The following is a 19,139-nucleotide window of genomic DNA, read 5'->3' on the forward strand; positions in this document are numbered from 1 at the left end:
CCGTCCGGCCGGTGGCCTCAGGGGCCGGTCACTCCGGCTTCGCGCCGAACACGATCTCGTCCCAGCTCGGCACGCTCGCGCGGCCCCGGCGCCCGCGCGGCCGCTCGGCGAGCGGCGGCGGGGTGTCGTCGTCGGGCAGCGGCTCGTCGGGCTCGAGCGCGACCGGGGTCGGCGGCTCGGGCAGCCGTCGCGGTCCGGTCGGCTGCGGCAGCACGGTGTCGTCGGTCGCGGCGCCCGGGTTGGAGTGCGCCGGGTGCGCCGCGGGCGGCTCGTCCATCCCGGAGAAGTCGAACGCGTGCTGCGGCCCGAAGCCCTCGAACTCCTCGAGGTCGCCCTCGTCGAGCTGCTGGCGGATGCCCCGCTTGGTGCGCAGGTCGTCGAGCAGGGCCGCGGTGGCCTCCGCGGGGTCCGGCTCGGGCTCGGGCTCCGGCTCCAGGACGAAGCCGTCGTCCAGCGGGGTCAGCGGGCGCACGGCGCCGTCCGCCCCGACGTCGAAGACGACGTCGCGGACCGAGGCCAGGTGCCGGCGGGGGATGACCTCGTCGGCGATCTCCGTCTCGGACAGCCAGCGCGCCTCGTCCTCGATCGCCTGCACCACCCGGGCCTGTGTGTCGAACGTCCACAGCGCCTCACGGGGGGCGTCACCGGCGACGAACCGGACCACGACCGTCCAGGGCGCCGAGCCCTCACGGAAGGCGTCCCATTCGATCGAGTCCAACGCGACCCCTCGCGCGGCGAGCCGGTCGGGCACGAGGTCGCCGAGCACCGGGGCGCCGCTGTCGCGCCCGACCCGGGTCGCGCGGGCCAGCCCCGCGACGTGCTCGCGCTCGGCGAGCACCGGACCCTCGTAGCGACGGACCTGCTCGACGGCGATGCCCGCGCTGTCGGCGACCGCATCGGCCGTCTGACCGGCTCGGATGCGCGCCTGGATCTCCCGCGGCGCCAGCGACCCGTAGCGCTCGGCGCGCAGCTGCTCGAGCTGCGGCCGGTCGCGACGGACGGCCGCGCGCAGCGGCTCGTCGATCCGCAGCCGGAACCGCTGCCCGTCCGGTCCGACCAGGACGACGTGCTCGCCGTCCTCGTGCAGACCCACCAGCTCAAGCTCACCCATGACGTACCTCCCGGCTCCAGTGACGAGGGTGCCATCTGCGCCGCCCGATCGGTGACATCTGACCCGGTGCGCCGCCGCCTCGGGACGTGCCCCGCGGTCCGCTGGGGTTGGATGGGCCGGTGAGCACAGCCCCCACGCCGGGGACCCCCGGCCCCGCCGCCCTGCCCGACGCCGCCCTGCCCGACGCCGCCCTGCCCGACGCCGCAGCGACCGCCCGGCTCGTCGACCTCGCGGCGGACCTCGCGCGGCAGGCCGGGGACCTCGTCCGCGAGGGACGCCCGGACCGCGTGGACGTCGCGGCGACCAAGTCCAGCCCGGTCGACGTCGTCACCGAGCGGGACCTCGCCTCCGAGGCGCTGCTGCGCTCGCTGCTGGCCCGCGAGCGGCCCGACGACGGCATCCTGGGCGAGGAGGGCGAGCCGGTCACCGGGACGTCCGGGCTGACCTGGGTGCTCGACCCCATCGACGGCACCGTCAACTACCTGTACGGCATCCCGGCCTACGCCGTGTCGGTCGCCGTCGTGGCCGGACCGGCCGTCCCCGAGCGGTGGACGGCGGTGGCCGGTGCGGTGCACGGCGTGGCGGACGGGCGCACGTACACCGCCGGCCGGGGGCTGGGTGCGGCCTGCGACGGCCGGCCGCTGCGCGTCAACGCGGCCCGGCCACCCGCCGAGTCGCTGGTGGCGACGGGGTTCGCCTACACCGCGCAGCGCCGCGGGGAGCAGGCCCAGCTGCTCGCCGAGCTCATGCCGCACATCCGGGACGTGCGCCGGATCGGGTCGGCCGCGCTGGACCTGTGCGCCGTGGCGGCGGGCAACCTCGACCTGTACTACGAGCGAGGGCTCAAGCCGTGGGACCTGGCGGCCGGTGCGCTCGTGGCCACCGAGGCCGGGGCGCGGGTGTGCGGCCTGCGCGGCGAGCCGGCCGGTGAGCCGATGACGGTCGCCGGCCCGCCGGAGTCCGTCGAGTGGCTGGTGGCGTTCCTCGAGGAGCGACGGGCGACGTCGGGCGCCTGACGCCACGGTCGGCGGGTGGCGCACGGACGGGCGCCGCGCGGGGAGTGCGGCGACGGCGGAAATGAGGCACAATCCGCAGCGCCCGGCGGGGAACAAACCAGTGCGCCCGTGCATTGAGTCCGTACCTCATCACCGATGCTGCACCGCCGCACCACCCAGTCCCACCGGCCGGCCTCTCGTCGGCCGGGGCGCCTGGACCTACCGACCGACGAACGACACGGAGTGTGACCACACAGATGGCAACCGACTACGACGCCCCGCGCAAGACCGAGGAGGACCTCAGCGAGGACTCCCTCGAGGAGCTCAAGGCGCGCCGCTCCGACAAGAGCTCGGGAGTCGTGGACGAGGACGAGACCGAGGCGGCCGAAGGGTTCGAGCTCCCGGGCGCGGACCTGTCCGGCGAGGAGCTGTCCGTCCGCGTCCTGCCCCGCCAGGCCGACGAGTTCACCTGCTCGAGCTGCTTCCTGGTGCACCACCGCAGCCAGCTCGCCTTCGAGAAGAACGGGCAGCCGGTCTGCACCGAGTGCGCCGCCTGACCCCTCGCGTCTGACCTGGCGACGGGTCCGACCGGCTGCTGCGCGACCCGCCGGTCCGACCGCACGGCCGACCCGACGTGCCCGGCCGGTGGCGCGGGACTACGTGTCCCGCGCCACCGGCCGGTCGCGTCCGGCTGCCACGGCTGCGGCGAGCTCGGCCGGGTGCCGTGTGGACACCAGCCAGTACGGCGTCGGGTCCTGCGGGTCGAGCAGCTCCACGCGCACGGCCGTGCGCGCCCACGCGCGCAGGCAGACGTGCGCGCGCGCGTCCAGCCGCGGCCCGAGCTCGGCCCGGGTGGCCTCGCGGTCGAGCGCGGTGACCTCGCCGACGACCGCCAGCGGCAGGTGCGCGGAGCCGGCCCACAGCTCGCCGTCGGTCACCCGCACCGGGGTCGCCCAGGCCCGGGCGACCAGCAGGCCGACCACCAGGACGACGACGCCGCCGGTGACGGCGACCGTCGTCCCGACCGGGTACAGCACGACGACCGCCCCCAGCGCGAACGCGACCACCGCGACCCAGCCCGCAGGGCCGAACCAGAGTCGCTCGTCGTGGGTGGTGGCAGGGGTGGCGGGACGGGCGACCATGCCGTCCAGCATCCCAGGTCGCCACGGGTGCCCCGCGCAGGCCGCGGCCGGCCGGGCGCGCGGGTGCGGGGCTCGCACGGGGCTCGCACGGGGCTCGCACGGGGCTCGGTGCGGGCGGGGCTAGAGTCCTGCCCCGTGGCTCCCCCCGACCTCGAGGTCCTGCTGGTCATGCTCGACGACGAGCTGCCGGTCCCGGCGTACGCCCACGCGGGTGACGCGGGTGCCGACCTCGTGACCCGGGTCGACGTCGAGCTGCCGCCGCAGGGCCGGGCGACCGTGCCCACCGGCGTCTGCCTCGCGCTGCCGGACGGCTACGCCGCCTTCGTGCATCCCCGGTCGGGGCTCGCGAGCCGGCACGGGCTGACGGTCGTCAACGCTCCCGGCACGGTCGACGCCGGGTATCGCGGCGAGATCCAGGTGACGTTGCTCAACACCGACGCGACCGAGCCGATCCGGCTGCGCCGGGGCGACCGCATCGCGCAGCTCGTGGTCCAGCGGGTGGAGCGGGCACGGTTCGTGCGGGCCGAGCGCCTGCCCGGCTCCCACCGCGGCCGGTCGGGGCACGGCTCCACCGGCGGGTGGAAAGCGCCGGGGGAGTAGGTCGGCCCCCGACGGGGCTATTAGTGTCGACATGGTGCACCGGCGCGCAGGCACGTCCGTCCCGGACGGTCCGCGCCATGGCCGAGCAGCGAAGGAGAGCACACGTGGGTCTGTTCCGACGTGGAGCGAACGTCCGCGACACCGGGGCCGTCCAGGCGACCGACGACGCCGGGACCACCTCGGGGGACGCGACGCCCGCCGACGACGTCGCCGCACCCGCCGCGACCGACGAGCGCGGGTTCGACGCGCCGGGGACCGACGGGCCGGTGGACCCTGCGACGGCCGAGGACGCCCCGACCGATGACGGGACCGCCGAGGACACCGGGACCGGCGACGAGGTCACGACGACCGGCACGGGCCCCGTCCCGTCCCCGCTGGACCGTCCCCGCCCGGGCGGGCCGTGGGACGAGTCCGCCGTCGAGGGCGTCGGCCGCCGGCTCGACCTGGGCTCCATCTGGCTGCCCGGAGTGGTGGGCATGGAGCTGCGGATGGAGGTGGACAAGGCCTCCAACCAGGTGACCGGCGTCGCGGTGACCCTGGCCGGGTCCGCGCTGCAGGTGCAGGCGTTCGCCGCCCCCCGCACCGAGGGCATCTGGGACGAGATCCGCGCGGAGATCGCGCAGTCCGTGACCAAGCAGGGTGGCGCCGTCGACGAGGTCCCCGGACCGTTCGGCCGCGAGCTGCTCGCCCGCCTGCCGGTCCGGACGCCGGAGGGCCGCACGGGGCACCGCCCGGCCCGCTTCATCGGGTACGACGGCCCACGCTGGTTCCTGCGCGGCGTGCTCACCGGCGCTGCCGCCGTCGACCCGCAGCGGGCGGCCACCCTCGAGGCGCTGTTCGCCGACATCGTCGTGGTCCGGGGGACCGAGGCGCGTGCGCCCCGGGACCTGCTCGCGCTGCGCCTGCCCGGTCAGCGCCCGGGGGCGCCCGCCGCACCGGCGGCCGCGGCGCCCACGCTCGACCCCCTGACCCGGGGGCCGGAGATCACCGAGATCCGCTAGGGACGACGGACATGGACAAGCTGGACGTCAAGGGTGCGCTGCACCGCGCGCTGGCCTCGCAGGCCGAGCTCGAGGCCGACGAGGAGCGCACGGAGTCGCACCGCCACGGGTGCACGCCGGTCGCCGAGCTGCCCGAGCGCCGTCGTGCGACCGTGCACGGCGTCATCCGGTCGATCACGCTGCGACCGCGCCAGGGTGTCCCGGCGCTCGAGGCCGAGCTGTACGACGGCACCGGGACGCTGGACCTCGTGTGGCTCGGCCGGCGCGAGATCAGCGGCATCGAGCCGGGCCGGCGCGGCTCGTTCGAGGGCCTGGTGTGCGGGGTCGGCGGCCGCCGCACCGTGTACAACCCCCGCTACGAGCTCCAGCCCCGACCCGGTGAGTGAGCCCGGCGGGGCCGGGCCCCGCGGCCCGGTCGGGGACCCGGTGCGTGAGCCGACCGGCGGCGCGGACGCCGCCGCACCCCGCGGTGTCGGGGCGGTCCTGGGTGAGGACTTCTCGGTCGCGGACGCCGTCGGCGGGGTTCGCGGACTGGTGGAGTCGGTCGCCCCCGGGATGGTGTTCGTCGTCGCCTACGTCGCCACGTCGTCGCTGACGCCGGCGCTGGTCGCGTCGGTCGCGGTCACCCTCGCCGCGGTCGTCCTGCGCCTCGTGCAGCGCACACCCGTCACCCAGGCGCTGGCCGGCGTCGTCGGCGTGGCCATCGGCGTGTTCTGGGCGTGGCGGTCGGGGGAGGCGCAGGACTACTTCGCGTACGGCCTGTGGACCAACGCGGCGTACCTCGTCGCGTGCGTCGTGTCGGTGCTGGTGGGCTGGCCCCTGGTCGGCGTCGTCGTGGGCCTGCTGCGCGGCGAGGGCACGGCGTGGCGCGCGGACCGCACGCAGCGTCGGCGCTACGCGCTGGCGACCTGGGTCTGGGTCGCGATGTTCGGCGTCCGGCTGGTGGTCCAGGTCCCGCTGTACCTGGGCGCATCGGTGGGCTGGCTCGGCACGGCGCGGCTGGTGATGGGCGTCCCGCTGTGGGCGCTGACGCTCTGGGTCACCTGGTTGCTGGTCCGGACCCCAGGATCTTCTCCAGCTCGGTCTCGTCCGCCAGCCGCCCCGTGACGAACATGAGCTCGTCGCGCTCCTCCAGGGTGTCGTCCGCGCTCGGTGCGATCGGCTGGTCCCCGCGCACGATGCAGGCCAGCACGGTGTCCGTCGGCCACTGCACCTGACCCACGCGGGCGCCGGCGAGCGGGGACCCCTCGGGCAGGGTGAGCTCGAGGATGTCCGCTCCGGACTGGTGGAAGGTGAAGATCCGCACCAGGTCCCCGACCGCGACGGCCTCCTCGACCATCGCGGTCATGATGCGCGGGGTGGACACCGCCACGTCCACCCCCCACGCCTCGTCGAACATCCACTCGTTCTTGGGGTTGTTGACCCGCGCGACCGTGCGCGGCACCCCGTACTCGGTCTTGGCCAGCAGCGAGATGACGAGGTTCGCCTTGTCGTCACCGGTCGCCGCGACCACCACGTCGCACTCGTCGACCTTGGCCTCGGTGAGCGTCGGCAGCTCGCACGCGTCGGCGAGCAGCCAGTCCGCGTCGGCCACCTGGGCGATGCGCATCGCGCTCGGCTGCCGGTCGATGATCGTGACCTCGTGGCCGTGCCCGAGCAGCTCGCGCGCGATGGACCGCCCCACGGAGCCGGCACCGGCGATGACGACGCGCATCAGGAGACCTCCGGGGCCCGGGTCAGGATCCGCTCGACGGCGGCGGTGTCGGCGGCGCGGACCAGGACGTGCAGCACGTCGTTCTCCTGCAGGACGCCGTCCGGCGGCGGCAGCACGCCCTCGCCGTAGCGCTGCAGGTAGGCGATGCGCGCCCCCGTGGCCGACTCGACGGTGCGCAGCGGGGTGCCGACCCAGCCGGGGTGGACGTCCGCCCGGATCAGGTGGATCTGACCGGACTCGTCGCGGTACTCGTCGGTGGCGCCCATCGGGAGCATGCGGCGCAGCACCTGGTCCGACGTCCAGCGCACCGTCGCGACGGTCGGGATGCCCAGGCGCTGGTAGATCTCGGCCCGGTGCGGGTCGTAGATGCGCGCGACCACGTTGGCCACCCCGAACGTCTCGCGCACCACCCGGGCGGCGAGGATGTTGGAGTTGTCCCCGTCGGAGACGGCCGCGAACGCGTAGGCGTCCTCGATGCTCGCCTGCCCGAGTGTGTCGCGGTCGAAGCCGAGGCCGGTGACCTTCTTGCCCGCGAAGTCCGGCTCGAGCCGGCGGAACGAGTCGGGATTCTGGTCGATCACGGCCACGGAGTGCCCGCTGGCCTCCAGGGTCGCGGCGAGCGTCGCGCCCACGCGACCGCAGCCCATGATGACGAAGTGCACAGGCGTGAACGCTACCCCGCGGGCGGGGGGCGGGTCGCGTCGGCGCGGCGGGCCAGTGCCTAGAGTGGTGCCTCGTGTCTGACATCGCGGACGCCGCCAAGCGGCTCCTGCTCGGTCGTCCCATGCGCAGCGACCGGCTGGGTCACACCCTGCTGCCCAAGCGCATCGCCCTGCCGGTGTTCGCGTCGGACGCGCTGTCGTCGGTCGCGTACGCGCCGGACGAGATCCTGCTCACCCTCGCGCTGGCCGGCCTGGCCGCGACCGTGGTGTCCCCGTGGGTCGGGGTGGCCGTCGTCCTGGTCATGCTCACCGTCATCGCGTCCTATCGGCAGAACGTGCACGCCTACCCCTCGGGTGGCGGGGACTACGAGGTCGCCACCGTGAACCTGGGCCGCACGGCGGGGGTGTCGGTCGCCAGCGCGCTGCTGGTCGACTACGTGCTCACCGTGGCCGTGTCCGTGTCCGCCGGTGCGCAGTACGCCGCCTCGGCGCTGCCGGCGCTGCGCGGGCACGAGTCGGCGTTCGCGATCGCCGTCGTGGCGGTGCTGACGCTGGCGAACCTGCGCGGGGTGCGGGAGTCGGGCGCGGCGTTCGCCGTCCCCACCTACCTGTACATGGTCGCCGTGGGGTCGGTCGCGGTGGTCGGGTTCATCCGGTACCTCGCCGGCGACCTGCCGCAGGCCGAGAGCGCGTCGCTGGAGATCGTGCCGCAGTCCGGGCTGGAGCAGGGGCTGACCGGGCTGGGCGGGGCGTTCCTCATCCTGCGGGCGTTCGCCTCGGGGTCCGCGGCGCTCACCGGTGTGGAGGCGATCAGCAACGGCGTGCCGGCCTTCCGCAAGCCCAAGTCGCGCAACGCGGCGACCACGCTGGCGCTGCTGGGCGGCCTCTCGATCACCTTCATCATGTCGATCCTCGTGCTCGCCCGGGCCACCGGGGTGCACTACGTGGAGGACCCCACGACGCAGCTGCTGCGCGACGGCGTCCCGGTGGGCGAGGAGTACGTCCAGCACCCGGTGATCGGCCAGCTCGCCGAGACGATCTTCGCGGGGTACCCCGTGGTGTTCGTGTCGATCGCCGTGATCACCGGGGTCATCCTCGTGCTGGCCGCCAACACCGCCTTCAACGGCTTCCCCGTCCTGGGGTCGATCCTGGCCAAGGACGGCTTCCTGCCGCGCCAGCTGCACACGCGCGGGGACCGGCTCGCCTTCTCCAACGGGATCATCGCGCTGGCCCTGGCCGCGGTCGCGCTGATCTGGGCGTTCGACGCGCAGGTGACCCGGCTCATCCAGCTGTACATCGTCGGCGTCTTCGTCTCCTTCACGCTCAGCCAGCTCGGGATGGTCCGGCACTGGACCCGCGAGCTGCGCACCGCCCCGGACCCCGACGACCGGCGCCGGATGCTGCGCTCGCGGGTGATCAACACGGTCGGCTTCGGCATGACGGGCGTGGTGCTGGTGATCGTGCTGGTCACCAAGTTCCTGCTCGGCGCGTGGATCGCGATCCTGGCGATGGCCGTGGTGTTCGCGCTGATGAAGGGGATCCGCAAGCACTACGACCTCGTCAACGCCGAGCTCGCCCTGGGTGACGACCCGACGGCGGCGCGCGCGCTGCCCAGTCGCGTGCACGCGCTGGTGCTGATCTCACGCCTGCACAAGCCCACCATGCGGGCGATCGCCTACGCGCGGGCGTCCCGGCCCCAGGTCCTCGAGGCGGTCACCGTGGGGGTCGACCCCGAGGACGTCGCCGCGCTGCGGGCGCAGTGGGACGCGCTGGACCTGCCGGTCGCCCTGAAGGTGCTGGACTCCCCGTTCCGGGAGATCACCCGGCCGGTGATCACCTACGTGCGGTCCATCCGCCGCGAGAGCCCGCGGGACCTCGTCGTGGTGTACATCCCGGAGTACGTGGTGGGGCACTGGTGGGAGCAGCTGCTGCACAACCAGAGCGCGCTGCGGCTCAAGGGCCGGCTGCTGTTCACGCCGGGCGTCGTCGTCGCGTCGGTGCCGTGGCAGCTGTCCTCCAGCGAGGGGCAGACCGGCCTGGAGGATCCGGTGCGGGGTACCGTGCCGGGTGCCTTCTGATCGCCGTCGCCCCCGCAGCCCTCGTCCCGTCCCCCGGACCCCTCGCACCGGCGAGGCGGACGGCCGCCTGGTCGAGCTGACGGTCGGCCCGGTCGCCCACGGCGGCCACTGCGTCGCCCGCCTCGACGACGACGGCGCCGCCGGCGGGCGCGGCCGCGTGGTGTTCGTCCGGCACACGCTGCCGGGCGAGCGCGTCCGGGTGCGGCTGACCGAGACGGCCGCCGACGCCTCCTTCTGGCGCGCGGACGCGGTCGAGGTGCTCGAGGCGTCACCGGACCGGGTTCCGTCGGCCTGGCCGGAGGCCGGCCCGGGCGGCGTCGGGGGCGGCGAGCTCGCGCACGTCGCGCTGCCCGCCCAGCGGGCGTGGAAGGCCGCCGTCGTCGCCGAGCAGCTGCAGCGGCTGGCGAAGCTGGACCGGCAGGTCGTGGTCGAGGCGGCGCCGGGCGACGACGAGCGCGGTGGCCTCGGCTGGCGCACGCGCATCGACCTGGTGGCCGACCCGTCCGGGCGCGCCGGCATGCTCGGTCACCGCTCCCACACCGTGCACCCGTTGACCACGATGCCGCTGGCCAGCGAGGCGATCGCCGACCTGGACCTGTGGGCCCGCACCTGGCGGCCCGGCGCGCGGATCGAGGCCGTCGCGCCGGTCGGCGAGGCGCCGCTGGTGCTGGTCGACGGCGTCCCGCACGTGGGCGGCCGCGCCGACACGCGCCCCAACGCCCGCAGCACCGTGCGCGAGCACCTGCGCCTGGGCGACCGCGAGTACACCTACCGCGTCGCCGCGGACGGCTTCTGGCAGGTGCACCGCCAGGCGCCGGGCGTGCTGGCGCGGGCCGTGCTGGACGGCCTGGGCGACGTGGACGGCGCCACGGTGCTCGACCTGTACGCCGGTGCCGGGCTGTTCACCCTGCCGCTCGCCGACGCCGTCGGGTCCACCGGCGAGGTCGTCAGCGTCGAGGGTGACGAGCGCGCGGTGCGCGACGCCCGGCGCAACGTGCACGACCGGCCGCAGGTCGAGCTGCACGCCGGTGAGGTCGCGCGGGTGCTGTCCGGCGCGGTGGACGCGGACTCCGACGTCGTGCACGCCGACGCGGTCGTGCTGGACCCGCCGCGGGTGGGCGCCGGCCGGAAGGTGGTCGCCGCGATCGCCGAGCTGCGCCCCGAGCGCATCGTCTACGTCGCGTGCGACCCCGCGGCGCTCGCGCGCGACGTGTCCTACCTCGGCGAGGCCGGGTACGCGCTGAGCGGGCTGCGCGCGTTCGACCTGTTCCCGATGACGCACCACGTCGAGTGCGTGGCCGTGCTCGAGCGCGGATGACAGCCGGGCCCTGGCCGTGACGCGCCGTCGGGCATAGCGTCGAGGGGTGGCGCCCGCGCCCCGCGGGCGACCGACGCGAAGGGGTGCAGCCGTGGCAGACACCGACGAGCTCGAGACCGCCCAGCGACGCTACGTCGAGGCGGGCCGCATCGCGGCGGCCGAGGCCCGCAAGGCCGGGACGCCCGACTACGACCACCGGGCGCACGACCGCGCCGTCGAGCACGAGCGCAAGGCGGCGGAGGCGCTCGCGGCGGTCCAGGCCGGCACAGCCGCGCCGACCGGCTGAGGGCCGCCTCCGGCGTGTGCCGCCCCCGCGGAGCGGGTACGATGTATCTTGACGTCAAGATATTCGGGCCCTCGCGGGAGGCGCCCACGCCCGGTGGCGGTGCCTGAGCGCCGCCGGGCCGTCGCAGCGAAGGAGCAGATGTGAGCAACGTCGACACGTTCGGGTCGAAGGGGACTCTGGAGGTCGGCGAGACCTCCTACGAGATCTACCGCCTGTCCGCGGTGCCGGGCCTGGAGCGGCTGCCCTACAGCCTCAAGGTGCTGGCGGAGAACCTGCTGCGCACCGAGGACGGCGCCAACATCACCGCCGACCACGTGCGCGCGTTCGCGTCCTGGGACCCGGCCGCGGAGCCCGACACCGAGATCCAGTTCACCCCGGCCCGCGTGGTCATGCAGGACTTCACCGGCGTGCCCTGCGTCGTGGACCTCGCCACGATGCGGGAGGCGGTCGCCGACCTCGGCGGTGACCCGAACCGGATCAACCCGCTGGCTCCGGCCGAGCTCGTGATCGACCACTCGGTGCAGATCGACGTGGCCGGCCGGCGGGACGCGTTCGAGCGCAACGTCGAGCTCGAGTACCAGCGCAACTTCGAGCGCTACCAGTTCCTGCGGTGGGGCCAGACGGCGTTCGACGACTTCAAGGTCGTGCCGCCGGGCACCGGCATCGTGCACCAGGTGAACCTGGAGTACCTCGCCCGGGGTGTCATGACGCGCGACGTGGACGGCGTCACGCGCGCCTACCCCGACACCTGCGTCGGCACCGACTCGCACACCACGATGGTCAACGGCCTCGGGGTGCTCGGCTGGGGCGTCGGCGGCATCGAGGCCGAGGCGGCCATGCTCGGCCAGCCGGTGTCGATGCTCATCCCGCGCGTCGTCGGCTTCAAGCTGTCCGGCGCCATCCCGGCCGGCGTCACCGCCACCGACGTCGTGCTGACGATCACCCAGCTGCTGCGCGAGCACGGCGTGGTCGGCAAGTTCGTGGAGTTCTACGGCGACGGCGTCGCGGAGGTCCCGCTCGCCAACCGCGCCACGATCGGCAACATGAGCCCGGAGTTCGGCTCCACCTGCGCGATCTTCCCGATCGACGAGGTCACGATCGACTACCTGCGGCTGACCGGCCGCACCGAGGACCAGATCGCCCTGGTCGAGGCCTACGCCCGCGAGCAGGGCCTGTGGCACGACCCGTCGTCGGCGTCCTCCACCGAGCCGGTGTTCTCCGAGTACCTCGAGCTGGACCTGTCGACCGTGGTGCCGTCCATCGCCGGCCCCAAGCGCCCGCAGGACCGCATCGAGCTCACCGACGCCAAGGAGTCCTTCGCGACGTCGATCCTGGACTACGTCGACGACGCCGCGCACCAGGACACCCGGGGCCTGGACGAGTCGGTCGAGGAGACGTTCCCGGCCTCCGACCCGATCGCGGCCAGCGCGCACTCGGACGGCTCCGACGCACCGCGGCACGTCGACGGCGGCGACTCGGCGCACCGGCCGCACCAGCGCGTCCCGGTCACCCTCGCCGACGGCACGCAGACCGAGCTGGACCACGGCCACGTGGTGATCGCGTCCATCACGTCGTGCACCAACACCTCCAACCCGTCGGTCATGCTGGCAGCGGCCCTCCTGGCGAAGAAGGCCGTGGAGCGGGGCCTCGTCGCCAAGCCGTGGGTCAAGACCTCCATGGCCCCGGGCTCGAAGGTCGTCACCGACTACTACGAGAAGGCCGAGCTCTGGCCGTACCTGGAGAAGCTCGGCTTCCACCTGGTCGGCTACGGCTGCGCCACCTGCATCGGCAACTCCGGCCCGCTGCCCGAGGAGGTCTCCGCGGCCGTCAACGAGCACGACCTTTCGGTCGTGTCCGTGCTCTCGGGCAACCGGAACTTCGAGGGCCGCATCAACCCCGACGTGAAGATGAACTACCTCGCCTCGCCGCCGCTGGTGGTGGCGTACGCGCTGGCCGGGACGATGGACTTCGACTTCGCGAACGAGCCGCTGGGCACCACCGAGGCGGGCGAGCCGGTGTTCCTCCAGGACATCTGGCCGTCCCCGGCCGAGGTGCAGGAGACGATCGACTTCGCCGTCCAGCGGTCGATGTTCACCAAGGACTACGCCGACGTCTTCGCCGGCGACGAGCGGTGGCAGGGCCTGCCCACGCCGGAGGGGTCGACCTTCGAGTGGGACCCGCAGTCCACCTACGTGCGCAAGCCCCCGTACTTCGACGGCATGGGTGCCACCCCGGAGCCGGTCACCGACATCTCCGGGGCGCGGGTGCTGGCCAAGCTGGGGGACTCGGTCACGACCGACCACATCAGCCCGGCCGGCTCCATCAAGGCCGACAGCCCGGCCGGCGCGTACCTCGCCGAGCACGGCATCGAGCGCCGCGACTTCAACTCCTACGGCTCGCGCCGCGGGAACCACGAGGTCATGATCCGCGGCACGTTCGCCAACATCCGGCTGCGCAACCAGCTGGTGCCCGGCGTCGAGGGCGGGTTCACCGTCAACCACCTGACCGGTGAGCAGACCACCATCTACGACGCCGCCCAGGCGTACGCCGCCGCGGACGTCCCGCTGGTCATCCTCGGCGGCAAGGAGTACGGGTCGGGCTCCTCGCGCGACTGGGCAGCCAAGGGCACCCGGCTGCTCGGTGTCCGCGCGGTCATCACCGAGAGCTTCGAGCGGATCCACCGCTCGAACCTGATCGGCATGGGCGTGCTGCCGCTGCAGTTCCCCGCCGGCGAGAACGCCGAGTCGCTGGGGCTCGACGGCACCGAGACGTTCGACGTCGCCGGCGTGACCGCGCTCAACGACGGCACGACGCCGCGCACGCTGCACGTCACGGCGACCAAGCCCGACGGCGCCGTCGTGGAGTTCGACGCCGTGCTGCGCATCGACACCCCTGGCGAGGCGGACTACTACCGCAACGGCGGCATCCTGCAGTACGTGCTGCGGTCCCTGGTCGCCACGGCCTGACCCGCGCGGCCGCGCCGCCCCGGCCCGACGACGCCGGCACTCACCCCACCTCGGGGTGGGTGCCGGCGTCCGTGTGCCGACCGACGAGCGTGTCGGCGGCCGGGCGTAGCCTCGGCGCGGGGCACGACCCCGGCCGGACGAGACCGGTCGAACCACACCGGCCGAACCGCACCGGTCGAACCGCACCGGCCGAACCACTCCGGCCGGACGGGACCGGCCGGACGAGAGCCTGGAGGGCACGCCATGACGGGGCATCGGATCTTCGCCACCAGCTTCGCGAGCATCTACCCGCACTACGTCGCCAAGGCGGAGCGCAAGGGGCGCAGCAAGGCCGAGGTCGACCAGGTGATCACCTGGCTCACCGGGTACGACGCGGCCGGCCTGGAGCAGGTGCTGGCCGCCGACGTCGACCTGGAGACGTTCTTCGCCCGGGCACCACGGTTCAACCCGCACGCGTCGCTGATCACCGGGGTGATCTGCGGGCACCGCGTGGAGGACATCGAGGACCCGCTGATGCAGCGGATCCGCTACCTGGACAAGCTGGTCGACGAGGTCGCTCGCGGCAAGCGGATGACGGCGGTCCTGCGGGGCGGTGAGGTCGACGGTGGGCCCGCGGCGGCGGGCGGCACCGACGCGGCCACCGGACGCGCGACGTCGCGCGACCGGCGTGCGGTGACGACCGTGCCGAACGACGCTGACGTGGCGGGGTTCCTCGCGGCGGTCGAGCACGACGTCCGGCGTCGCGACGCGGCGACCCTGGTCGAGCTCCTGGGGCGGGTGACCGGTGAGCCGCCGCGGATGTGGGGACCGTCCATCGTGGGCTTCGGCCGGTACCACTACCGGTACGACACCGGTCGCGAGGGCGACATGGCCGCCGTCGGCTTCTCCCCGCGCAAGGCGGCGACCACGGTGTACCTGGTGGACGGGTTCGACGCCTACGGCGACCTGCTCGAGCGGCTGGGGCCGCACACCACCGGCCGGTCGTGCCTGTACCTCAAGGACGTCGCGGCCGTGGACCTCACCGTGCTGGAGGAGCTGCTGCGCCGGTCGTACGCGGCGACGACCGGCGCCGACGGCGGCTAGCGGGTCACGTCGCGGACGCGTCCGAGGACGACGGCGTCGGGGCGCCGGTCCGGCCACGCACGCGGCGGCGTCGCGCGGCCAGCCACACCGCGCCCAGCACGCCGGCCAGCGCCGCCCACGGCAGCAGCACCCCCGTGACCAGCAGCGCGGCGGACAGCGTGGTGACCAGCGACCGCCAGCCGGTGACCAGCCCGCCCCAGAAGCCCGCGGACTCGATCACCGGGATCGTCTCGTCCGGCTCGGCGCGCAGCTCCAGCGCGAGGGTGGACATCTGGACCTGGTCGGCGAGCCGGGCACGCTGGGACTGCAGCGCCTCGAGGTCGGACTGCCGCTGGGTCAGGCTGCTCTCGGCGGCGACGAGGTCCGCGGTGGACTCGGCGCGGGAGAGCAGGTCCTCCAGCCGGGCCACGGAGATCTGCAGGGCCCGGATGCGGGCGTCGAGGTCCTGCGCCTGACCGGTCACGTCCGTGCTGCGCAGCTGCACGTCCTCCACGGTCCCCAGCCGCTCGAGCTCGGACAGCACCGGGGTGAGGGTGTCCGACGGGATGCGCACCACCAGGCGCGCGGAGGCTGGCTGCTCCTCGGTGGCCGCCTGCTCGACCCGCTCCTGAACCCTCCCGCCGGACTGCTCGACGAGCGCGGCGACGTCGTGCACGGCGGCCCGCGGGTCGTCCACCGTGAGCACCACCGTGCCCTCGGTGATCACCTGGCGCTGCTCGTCCGCGACGGGGGCGCCCAGGCCCGCGGTGTCCACCGCGGCACCACCCTCGGCGCCGCCCTGGGCGGGCTCCGCACCGCTCAGCCCGCCGCCGTCGGCCACGGCGGCTTCGTCACCGCTCGCGCTGTCGCCGCCCGCGGCGGTGCAGCCGGCGAGCAGTGCGACGAGCAGGACCAGGGCGGCGGCGAGGCGTCTCATGCGACCACCGTAGGAACCCGGCGCCCGGGCACCGGCGGGCCGGGGCGTCCGTGACCGGATCGTGCCCGACCGCGCCGATCCGGTGCCGTTCCGTGACCTGGCGGCGCCCCGACGGCACCTCGTCGGCGCCCCGGACGGGCACGGGCCGGACCGGGCGCAGCGCGGTGCGCTGCGAGTGGCGGTCGCTCAGCCCGCCAGCACCTGGGCCATCGCGTCCCGGCCGAGCGCGGCGAAAGTCGGGTCGTCGTCGGAGTGCGCGAGCAGCGCCGACGCCATGCACAGGGCCCACCCGCGGGCCCGGGCCCACGTCGCGTCGTCCACGCCGGTCGCGGCGGTGACCTGCCGGCGCAGCCGGCGCCGGCCGTCGGCGTCGAAGGTCAGCCACGCCGTGGCCAGGTCGGTCGCCGGGTCCCCGGCGGTGAGATCACCGAAGTCGAGGACGGCCGCGAGCCCGCCGTCCGGGGTGAGCAGCAGGTTGCCGGGGTGCAGGTCCCCGTGCACCCAGACCGGCGGACCGGCCCACCGCGGGACGCTGACGGCCTCCCGCCACAGGTCGAGCACCCGGTCCGCGTCGGGGACGTGGCCGGACGCGAGCCGGTCCCGGACGGCGTCGTCGCGCGTGGCCAGCGGCACGCCGCGCACCGGGTTGTGGGGCGCGCCGGCGGGCGCGGGGACGCCGAGGGCCACCAGCACGCGGCCGAGCGGCGCCACCAGCCCGCCGCGGGCGGCGGGCGGGACGGTGGTCGCCGGGCGGCCGGTGAACCAGGGCACGACGCTCCAGGCCCACGGGTACCGCCCGGACGGCGCCCCGACCCGCACCGGGACCGGCACCGGGACGGCCAGCGCCGGCGCCAGCACGGGCAGCCAGCGCTGCTCGTGGCGCACCAGCTCGGCGGCTGCGGCACGGCGGGGCACCCGCACGGCGAGGTCGTCCCCGAGCCGCAGCACGGCGTTGTCCCACCCGCTGGCCGCGACTCGCAGCGGCAGTCCGGCCAGGTCGGGGTGCTGGTCGCGCAGCAGGTCGCGCACGAGGTCGCCGGTGACGTCGACCTCGGCGGGCGGACGGGTCGCCACGGTCAGACCGGCGCCGGCACGGTGCGGCGGCGGTCCCACGGCTCGGTCCAGCCCACCGCGTCGAACACCCGGTCCAGCACGATCGCGGTGAAGCCCCACACGAGGTGCTCGCCGGCGAGGAACGCGGGGGAGCGGTACACCGCGCCGCCGGTCCGGTGCTCGGTGACCCGGCGGTTCGCGGGGTCGAGCAGGTCGGCGACCGGTGCCCGGAACACGTGCGCCGACTCCCCGGCGTCGACCACGCCGACCGGGGACGGCCGCGACCACCAGGCCAGCACGGGGGTCACCAGGTGATCGCTCACCGGCACGGCGACCTCGCCGAGCGTGCCCAGGACGTCGACGCCGCCCGCGTCCAGCCCGGTCTCCTCGACCGCCTCGCGCACGGCGGCGTCCTGGGGTCCGGCGTCCCCGGGGTCCACCCGGCCGCCGGGGAAGGCCACCTGGCCCGAGTGGTGCCGCAGGGTGGCGGCGCGGCCGACGAGCAGCACGTCGAGGTCGGCGGGGACGGCGTCGGCGGCGTGCAGCCCCGGCCGCGTGTCCAGCACGCCGAACAGGACGAGCACCGCGGCCGGGCGGGCGGACGGACCGGCCACCCGCCCCAGGTGACCCTGCCAGCTCACCCCGCGCGCGGCCAGCGCCAGGAGCTGCTCGCGTGCGGTGGCCGCCGAGGGCGCGGCGGCGTCCCGGTGCGCGGCCGGCCCGTCCGTCATGCCGGGCTCACCACCCGGCGGGCAGCGGCCGGCCCTCGTCGTAGCCCGCCGCTGACTGGATGCCGACGACGGCGCGCTCGGCGAGCTCCTCCAGGGTCGCCGCACCGACGTAGGTGCACGCCGACCGCAGACCCGAGGTGATCCGGTCCAGGAGGTCCTCGACGCCGGGCCGCTCGGGGTCGAGGTACATCCGCGAGCTGGAGATGCCCTCCTCGTACAGGCCCTTGCGTGCGCGGTCGAACGCCGAGCCGCCACGGGTGCGGGCGGCGACCGCCCGCGCCGACGCCATGCCGAAGCTCTCCTTGTACAGCCGGCCGTTGCCGTCCTCGTGCAGGTCGCCGGGGCTCTCGTGGGTCCCCGCGAACCACGAGCCCACCATGACCTGGGAGGCGCCCGCCGCCAGGGCGAGCGCGACGTCGCGGGGGTGGCGCACGCCACCGTCCGCCCACACGTGCCGGCCCAGGCGCCGTGCCTCACCGGCGCACTCCAGGACGGCCGAGAACTGCGGTCGGCCGACGGCGGTCATCATCCGGGTCGTGCACATGGCCCCCGGGCCCACGCCCACCTTGACGATATCCGCGCCGGCCTCGATCAGGTCCCGGGTGCCGTCGGCGGTGACGACGTTGCCGGCTACGACCGGGACGTCGGGGGACAGGCTGCGGACGGCGGCGACGGCGTCGAGCATCTTGCGCTGGTGGCCGTGGGCGGTGTCGACGACCAGCACGTCGACGCCGGCCTCGAGGAGCGCCGCGGCCTTCGCCCGGACGTCGCCGTTGATGCCGACCGCGGCGGCGACGCGCAGGCGGCCGTCGTCGTCCACGGCGGGGGCGTAGACCGACGAGCGCAGCGCGCCGACCCGGGTCAGCACGCCGACGAGGGCGCCGTCGTGCACCACGGGGGAGAAGCGGCGCCGGGACGCGTGCAGCCGCTCGAACGCGGCCTCGAGCCCGCCCGGCCCGGTCAGCACCTCGGCCTCGACGACCGTGGGATCGGGCGTCATCACGTCGGCGACCCGGGTGAACCGGTCGACGCCGCCGCAGTCGGCCTCGCTCACCACGCCGACCGGGCGGCCGTCGGCGACGACGACGGCCGCACCGTGGGAGCGCTTGGTGATGAGGGTCAGCGCGGTGTGCACGGTGTCGGTCGGGTCGACGACGACGGCGGTCTCCACGACGGTGTGCCGCCCCTTCACCGAGGCGACGACGTCGGCGACCACCTCGCTCGGGATGTCCTGCGGGATGACCGCGAGCCCGCCGCGGCGGGCCACCGTCTCGGCCATCCGCCGGCCGGAGACGGCCGTCATGTTCGCCACCACGACCGGGATGGTGGTGCCGGTGCCGTCCACCGTGGACAGGTCGACGTCGAACCGGGACGCGACCTCCGAGCGGGACGGGACCAGGAAGACGTCGCCGTAGGTCAGGTCGGAGGTCGGCACGTGGCCGGGCAGGAAGCGCATGGGCGCCAGTCTACGGACGCGTGCGCC

General features: G+C 75.0%; 19 protein-coding genes and 1 pseudogene. 12 read left to right on the forward strand and 8 right to left on the reverse strand.

The window, feature by feature from the left end; all coding sequences use genetic code 11:
* Nucleotides 1-28: 28 nt before the first annotated feature.
* The gene (gene sepH, locus Q0840_RS04910) at nt 29-1,111 is read right to left on the reverse strand and encodes a septation protein SepH (protein WP_298457003.1); all 1,083 of its coding nucleotides are present in this window, start codon (nt 1,109-1,111) and stop codon (nt 29-31) included.
* Nucleotides 1,112-1,287: 176 nt separating this feature from the next.
* On the opposite strand from sepH, the gene Q0840_RS04915 reads away from it, so the two are divergent.
* On the forward strand, nt 1,288-2,127 hold the full coding sequence (locus Q0840_RS04915; protein ID WP_298457228.1) for an inositol monophosphatase family protein: 840 nt from the start codon (nt 1,288-1,290) through the stop codon (nt 2,125-2,127).
* Between the two features lie 236 nt (nt 2,128-2,363).
* A complete protein-coding gene (locus tag Q0840_RS04920) occupies nt 2,364-2,663 on the forward strand; it encodes a DUF4193 domain-containing protein (protein WP_146902053.1) in 300 nt (99 codons plus the stop codon).
* A 99-nt stretch (nt 2,664-2,762) separates the two neighbouring features.
* Here Q0840_RS04920 and Q0840_RS04925 read toward each other — a convergent pair whose 3' ends face one another.
* Nucleotides 2,763-3,248, reverse strand: a complete 486-nt coding sequence (locus Q0840_RS04925) for a DUF3093 domain-containing protein (protein WP_298457005.1) — start codon at nt 3,246-3,248, stop codon at nt 2,763-2,765.
* 135 nt (nt 3,249-3,383) lie between these two features.
* Here Q0840_RS04925 and dut point away from each other — a divergent pair, with 135 nt between their 5' ends.
* The 4 genes from dut to Q0840_RS04945 all read left to right on the forward strand — a co-directional run bounded on the left by dut (nt 3,384) and on the right by Q0840_RS04945 (nt 5,956).
* Complete coding sequence (dut, locus tag Q0840_RS04930) at nt 3,384-3,848, forward strand: dUTP diphosphatase (protein WP_298457007.1); 465 nt, start codon at nt 3,384-3,386, stop codon at nt 3,846-3,848.
* Nucleotides 3,849-3,952: 104 nt separating this feature from the next.
* On the forward strand, nt 3,953-4,849 hold the full coding sequence (locus Q0840_RS04935) for a DUF3710 domain-containing protein (protein ID WP_367183069.1): 897 nt from the start codon (nt 3,953-3,955) through the stop codon (nt 4,847-4,849).
* 11 nt (nt 4,850-4,860) lie between these two features.
* Entirely contained in the window at nt 4,861-5,235 is a 375-nt protein-coding gene (locus Q0840_RS04940) for an OB-fold nucleic acid binding domain-containing protein (RefSeq protein WP_298457010.1), read from the forward strand.
* On the forward strand, nt 5,228-5,956 hold the full coding sequence (locus tag Q0840_RS04945; RefSeq protein WP_298457012.1) for a DUF3159 domain-containing protein: 729 nt from the start codon (nt 5,228-5,230) through the stop codon (nt 5,954-5,956). The genes Q0840_RS04940 and Q0840_RS04945 overlap by 8 nt, the downstream gene beginning before the upstream one ends.
* On the opposite strand, the gene Q0840_RS04950 is transcribed toward Q0840_RS04945, so the two are convergent.
* Nucleotides 5,889-6,563, reverse strand: coding sequence for a TrkA family potassium uptake protein (locus Q0840_RS04950; protein ID WP_298457014.1), 675 nt, complete (start codon nt 6,561-6,563; stop codon nt 5,889-5,891). The two genes, Q0840_RS04945 and Q0840_RS04950, sit on opposite strands and share 68 nt — an antisense overlap.
* The gene (locus Q0840_RS04955; RefSeq protein ID WP_298457232.1) at nt 6,563-7,210 is read right to left on the reverse strand and encodes a TrkA family potassium uptake protein; all 648 of its coding nucleotides are present in this window, start codon (nt 7,208-7,210) and stop codon (nt 6,563-6,565) included. Before Q0840_RS04955 ends, Q0840_RS04950 begins: the two co-directional genes overlap by 1 nt.
* An 89-nt stretch (nt 7,211-7,299) precedes the next feature.
* Between Q0840_RS04955 and Q0840_RS04960 the strand changes: the two genes are divergently transcribed.
* The 6 genes and pseudogenes from Q0840_RS04960 to Q0840_RS04985 all read left to right on the forward strand — a co-directional run bounded on the left by Q0840_RS04960 (nt 7,300) and on the right by Q0840_RS04985 (nt 14,956).
* Nucleotides 7,300-9,303, forward strand: a complete 2,004-nt coding sequence (locus tag Q0840_RS04960) for an APC family permease (RefSeq protein WP_298457016.1) — start codon at nt 7,300-7,302, stop codon at nt 9,301-9,303.
* Nucleotides 9,304-9,370: 67 nt separating this feature from the next.
* Entirely contained in the window at nt 9,371-10,621 is a 1,251-nt protein-coding gene (locus Q0840_RS04965) for a class I SAM-dependent RNA methyltransferase (protein ID WP_298457234.1), read from the forward strand.
* Nucleotides 10,622-10,712: 91 nt separating this feature from the next.
* Entirely contained in the window at nt 10,713-10,907 is a 195-nt protein-coding gene (locus tag Q0840_RS04970) for a translation initiation factor 2 (protein ID WP_298457017.1), read from the forward strand.
* Nucleotides 10,908-11,047: 140 nt separating this feature from the next.
* Nucleotides 11,048-13,873 (forward strand): aconitate hydratase, encoded by a 2,826-nt coding sequence (locus tag Q0840_RS04975; RefSeq protein WP_298457019.1) that lies wholly within the window; start codon nt 11,048-11,050, stop codon nt 13,871-13,873.
* 243 nt (nt 13,874-14,116) lie between these two features.
* Nucleotides 14,117-14,464 (forward strand): annotated as a pseudogene (locus Q0840_RS04980) (DUF2200 domain-containing protein); the annotation flags it as partial.
* Nucleotides 14,444-14,956: a DUF1801 domain-containing protein gene (locus tag Q0840_RS04985; RefSeq protein ID WP_367183073.1), complete on the forward strand. Its 513-nt coding sequence runs from the start codon at nt 14,444-14,446 to the stop codon at nt 14,954-14,956. The pseudogene Q0840_RS04980 and the gene Q0840_RS04985, both read left to right, overlap by 21 nt.
* Nucleotides 14,957-14,960: 4 nt before the next feature.
* On the opposite strand, the gene Q0840_RS04990 is transcribed toward Q0840_RS04985, so the two are convergent.
* The 4 genes from Q0840_RS04990 to Q0840_RS05005 all read right to left on the reverse strand — a co-directional run bounded on the left by Q0840_RS04990 (nt 14,961) and on the right by Q0840_RS05005 (nt 19,112).
* Nucleotides 14,961-15,872 carry a DUF4349 domain-containing protein gene (locus tag Q0840_RS04990; RefSeq protein WP_298457021.1) on the reverse strand — a complete coding sequence of 304 codons (912 nt, stop codon included), beginning with the start codon at nt 15,870-15,872 and terminating at the stop codon, nt 14,961-14,963.
* 186 nt (nt 15,873-16,058) lie between these two features.
* Nucleotides 16,059-16,946, reverse strand: a complete 888-nt coding sequence (locus Q0840_RS04995; RefSeq protein WP_298457023.1) for an aminoglycoside phosphotransferase family protein — start codon at nt 16,944-16,946, stop codon at nt 16,059-16,061.
* 2 nt (nt 16,947-16,948) lie between these two features.
* A complete protein-coding gene (locus Q0840_RS05000; RefSeq protein ID WP_298457025.1) occupies nt 16,949-17,656 on the reverse strand; it encodes a CoA pyrophosphatase in 708 nt (235 codons plus the stop codon).
* 7 nt (nt 17,657-17,663) lie between these two features.
* Nucleotides 17,664-19,112 (reverse strand): GuaB1 family IMP dehydrogenase-related protein, encoded by a 1,449-nt coding sequence (locus Q0840_RS05005; RefSeq protein ID WP_298457027.1) that lies wholly within the window; start codon nt 19,110-19,112, stop codon nt 17,664-17,666.
* Between the last annotated feature and the right edge of the window lie 27 nt (nt 19,113-19,139).

This window comes from uncultured Cellulomonas sp., assembly GCF_947494015.1.
GTDB lineage: Bacteria > Actinomycetota > Actinomycetes > Actinomycetales > Cellulomonadaceae > Pengzhenrongella.

Coding starts and splice junctions, on each gene's coding strand:
- sepH (WP_298457003.1), bottom strand. CDS start 1,111: ATGGGTGAGCTTGAGCTGGTGGGTCTGCACGAGGACGGCGAGCACGTC.
- Q0840_RS04920 (WP_146902053.1), top strand. CDS start 2,364: ATGGCAACCGACTACGACGCCCCGCGCAAGACCGAGGAGGACCTCAGC.
- Q0840_RS04925 (WP_298457005.1), bottom strand. CDS start 3,248: ATGGTCGCCCGTCCCGCCACCCCTGCCACCACCCACGACGAGCGACTC.
- Q0840_RS04940 (WP_298457010.1), top strand. CDS start 4,861: ATGGACAAGCTGGACGTCAAGGGTGCGCTGCACCGCGCGCTGGCCTCG.
- Q0840_RS04950 (WP_298457014.1), bottom strand. CDS start 6,563: ATGCGCGTCGTCATCGCCGGTGCCGGCTCCGTGGGGCGGTCCATCGCG.
- Q0840_RS04955 (WP_298457232.1), bottom strand. CDS start 7,210: ATGGGCTGCGGTCGCGTGGGCGCGACGCTCGCCGCGACCCTGGAGGCC.
- Q0840_RS04985 (WP_367183073.1), top strand. CDS start 14,444: ATGACGGCGGTCCTGCGGGGCGGTGAGGTCGACGGTGGGCCCGCGGCG.
- Q0840_RS04990 (WP_298457021.1), bottom strand. CDS start 15,872: ATGAGACGCCTCGCCGCCGCCCTGGTCCTGCTCGTCGCACTGCTCGCC.
- Q0840_RS05000 (WP_298457025.1), bottom strand. CDS start 17,656: ATGACGGACGGGCCGGCCGCGCACCGGGACGCCGCCGCGCCCTCGGCG.
- Q0840_RS05005 (WP_298457027.1), bottom strand. CDS start 19,112: ATGCGCTTCCTGCCCGGCCACGTGCCGACCTCCGACCTGACCTACGGC.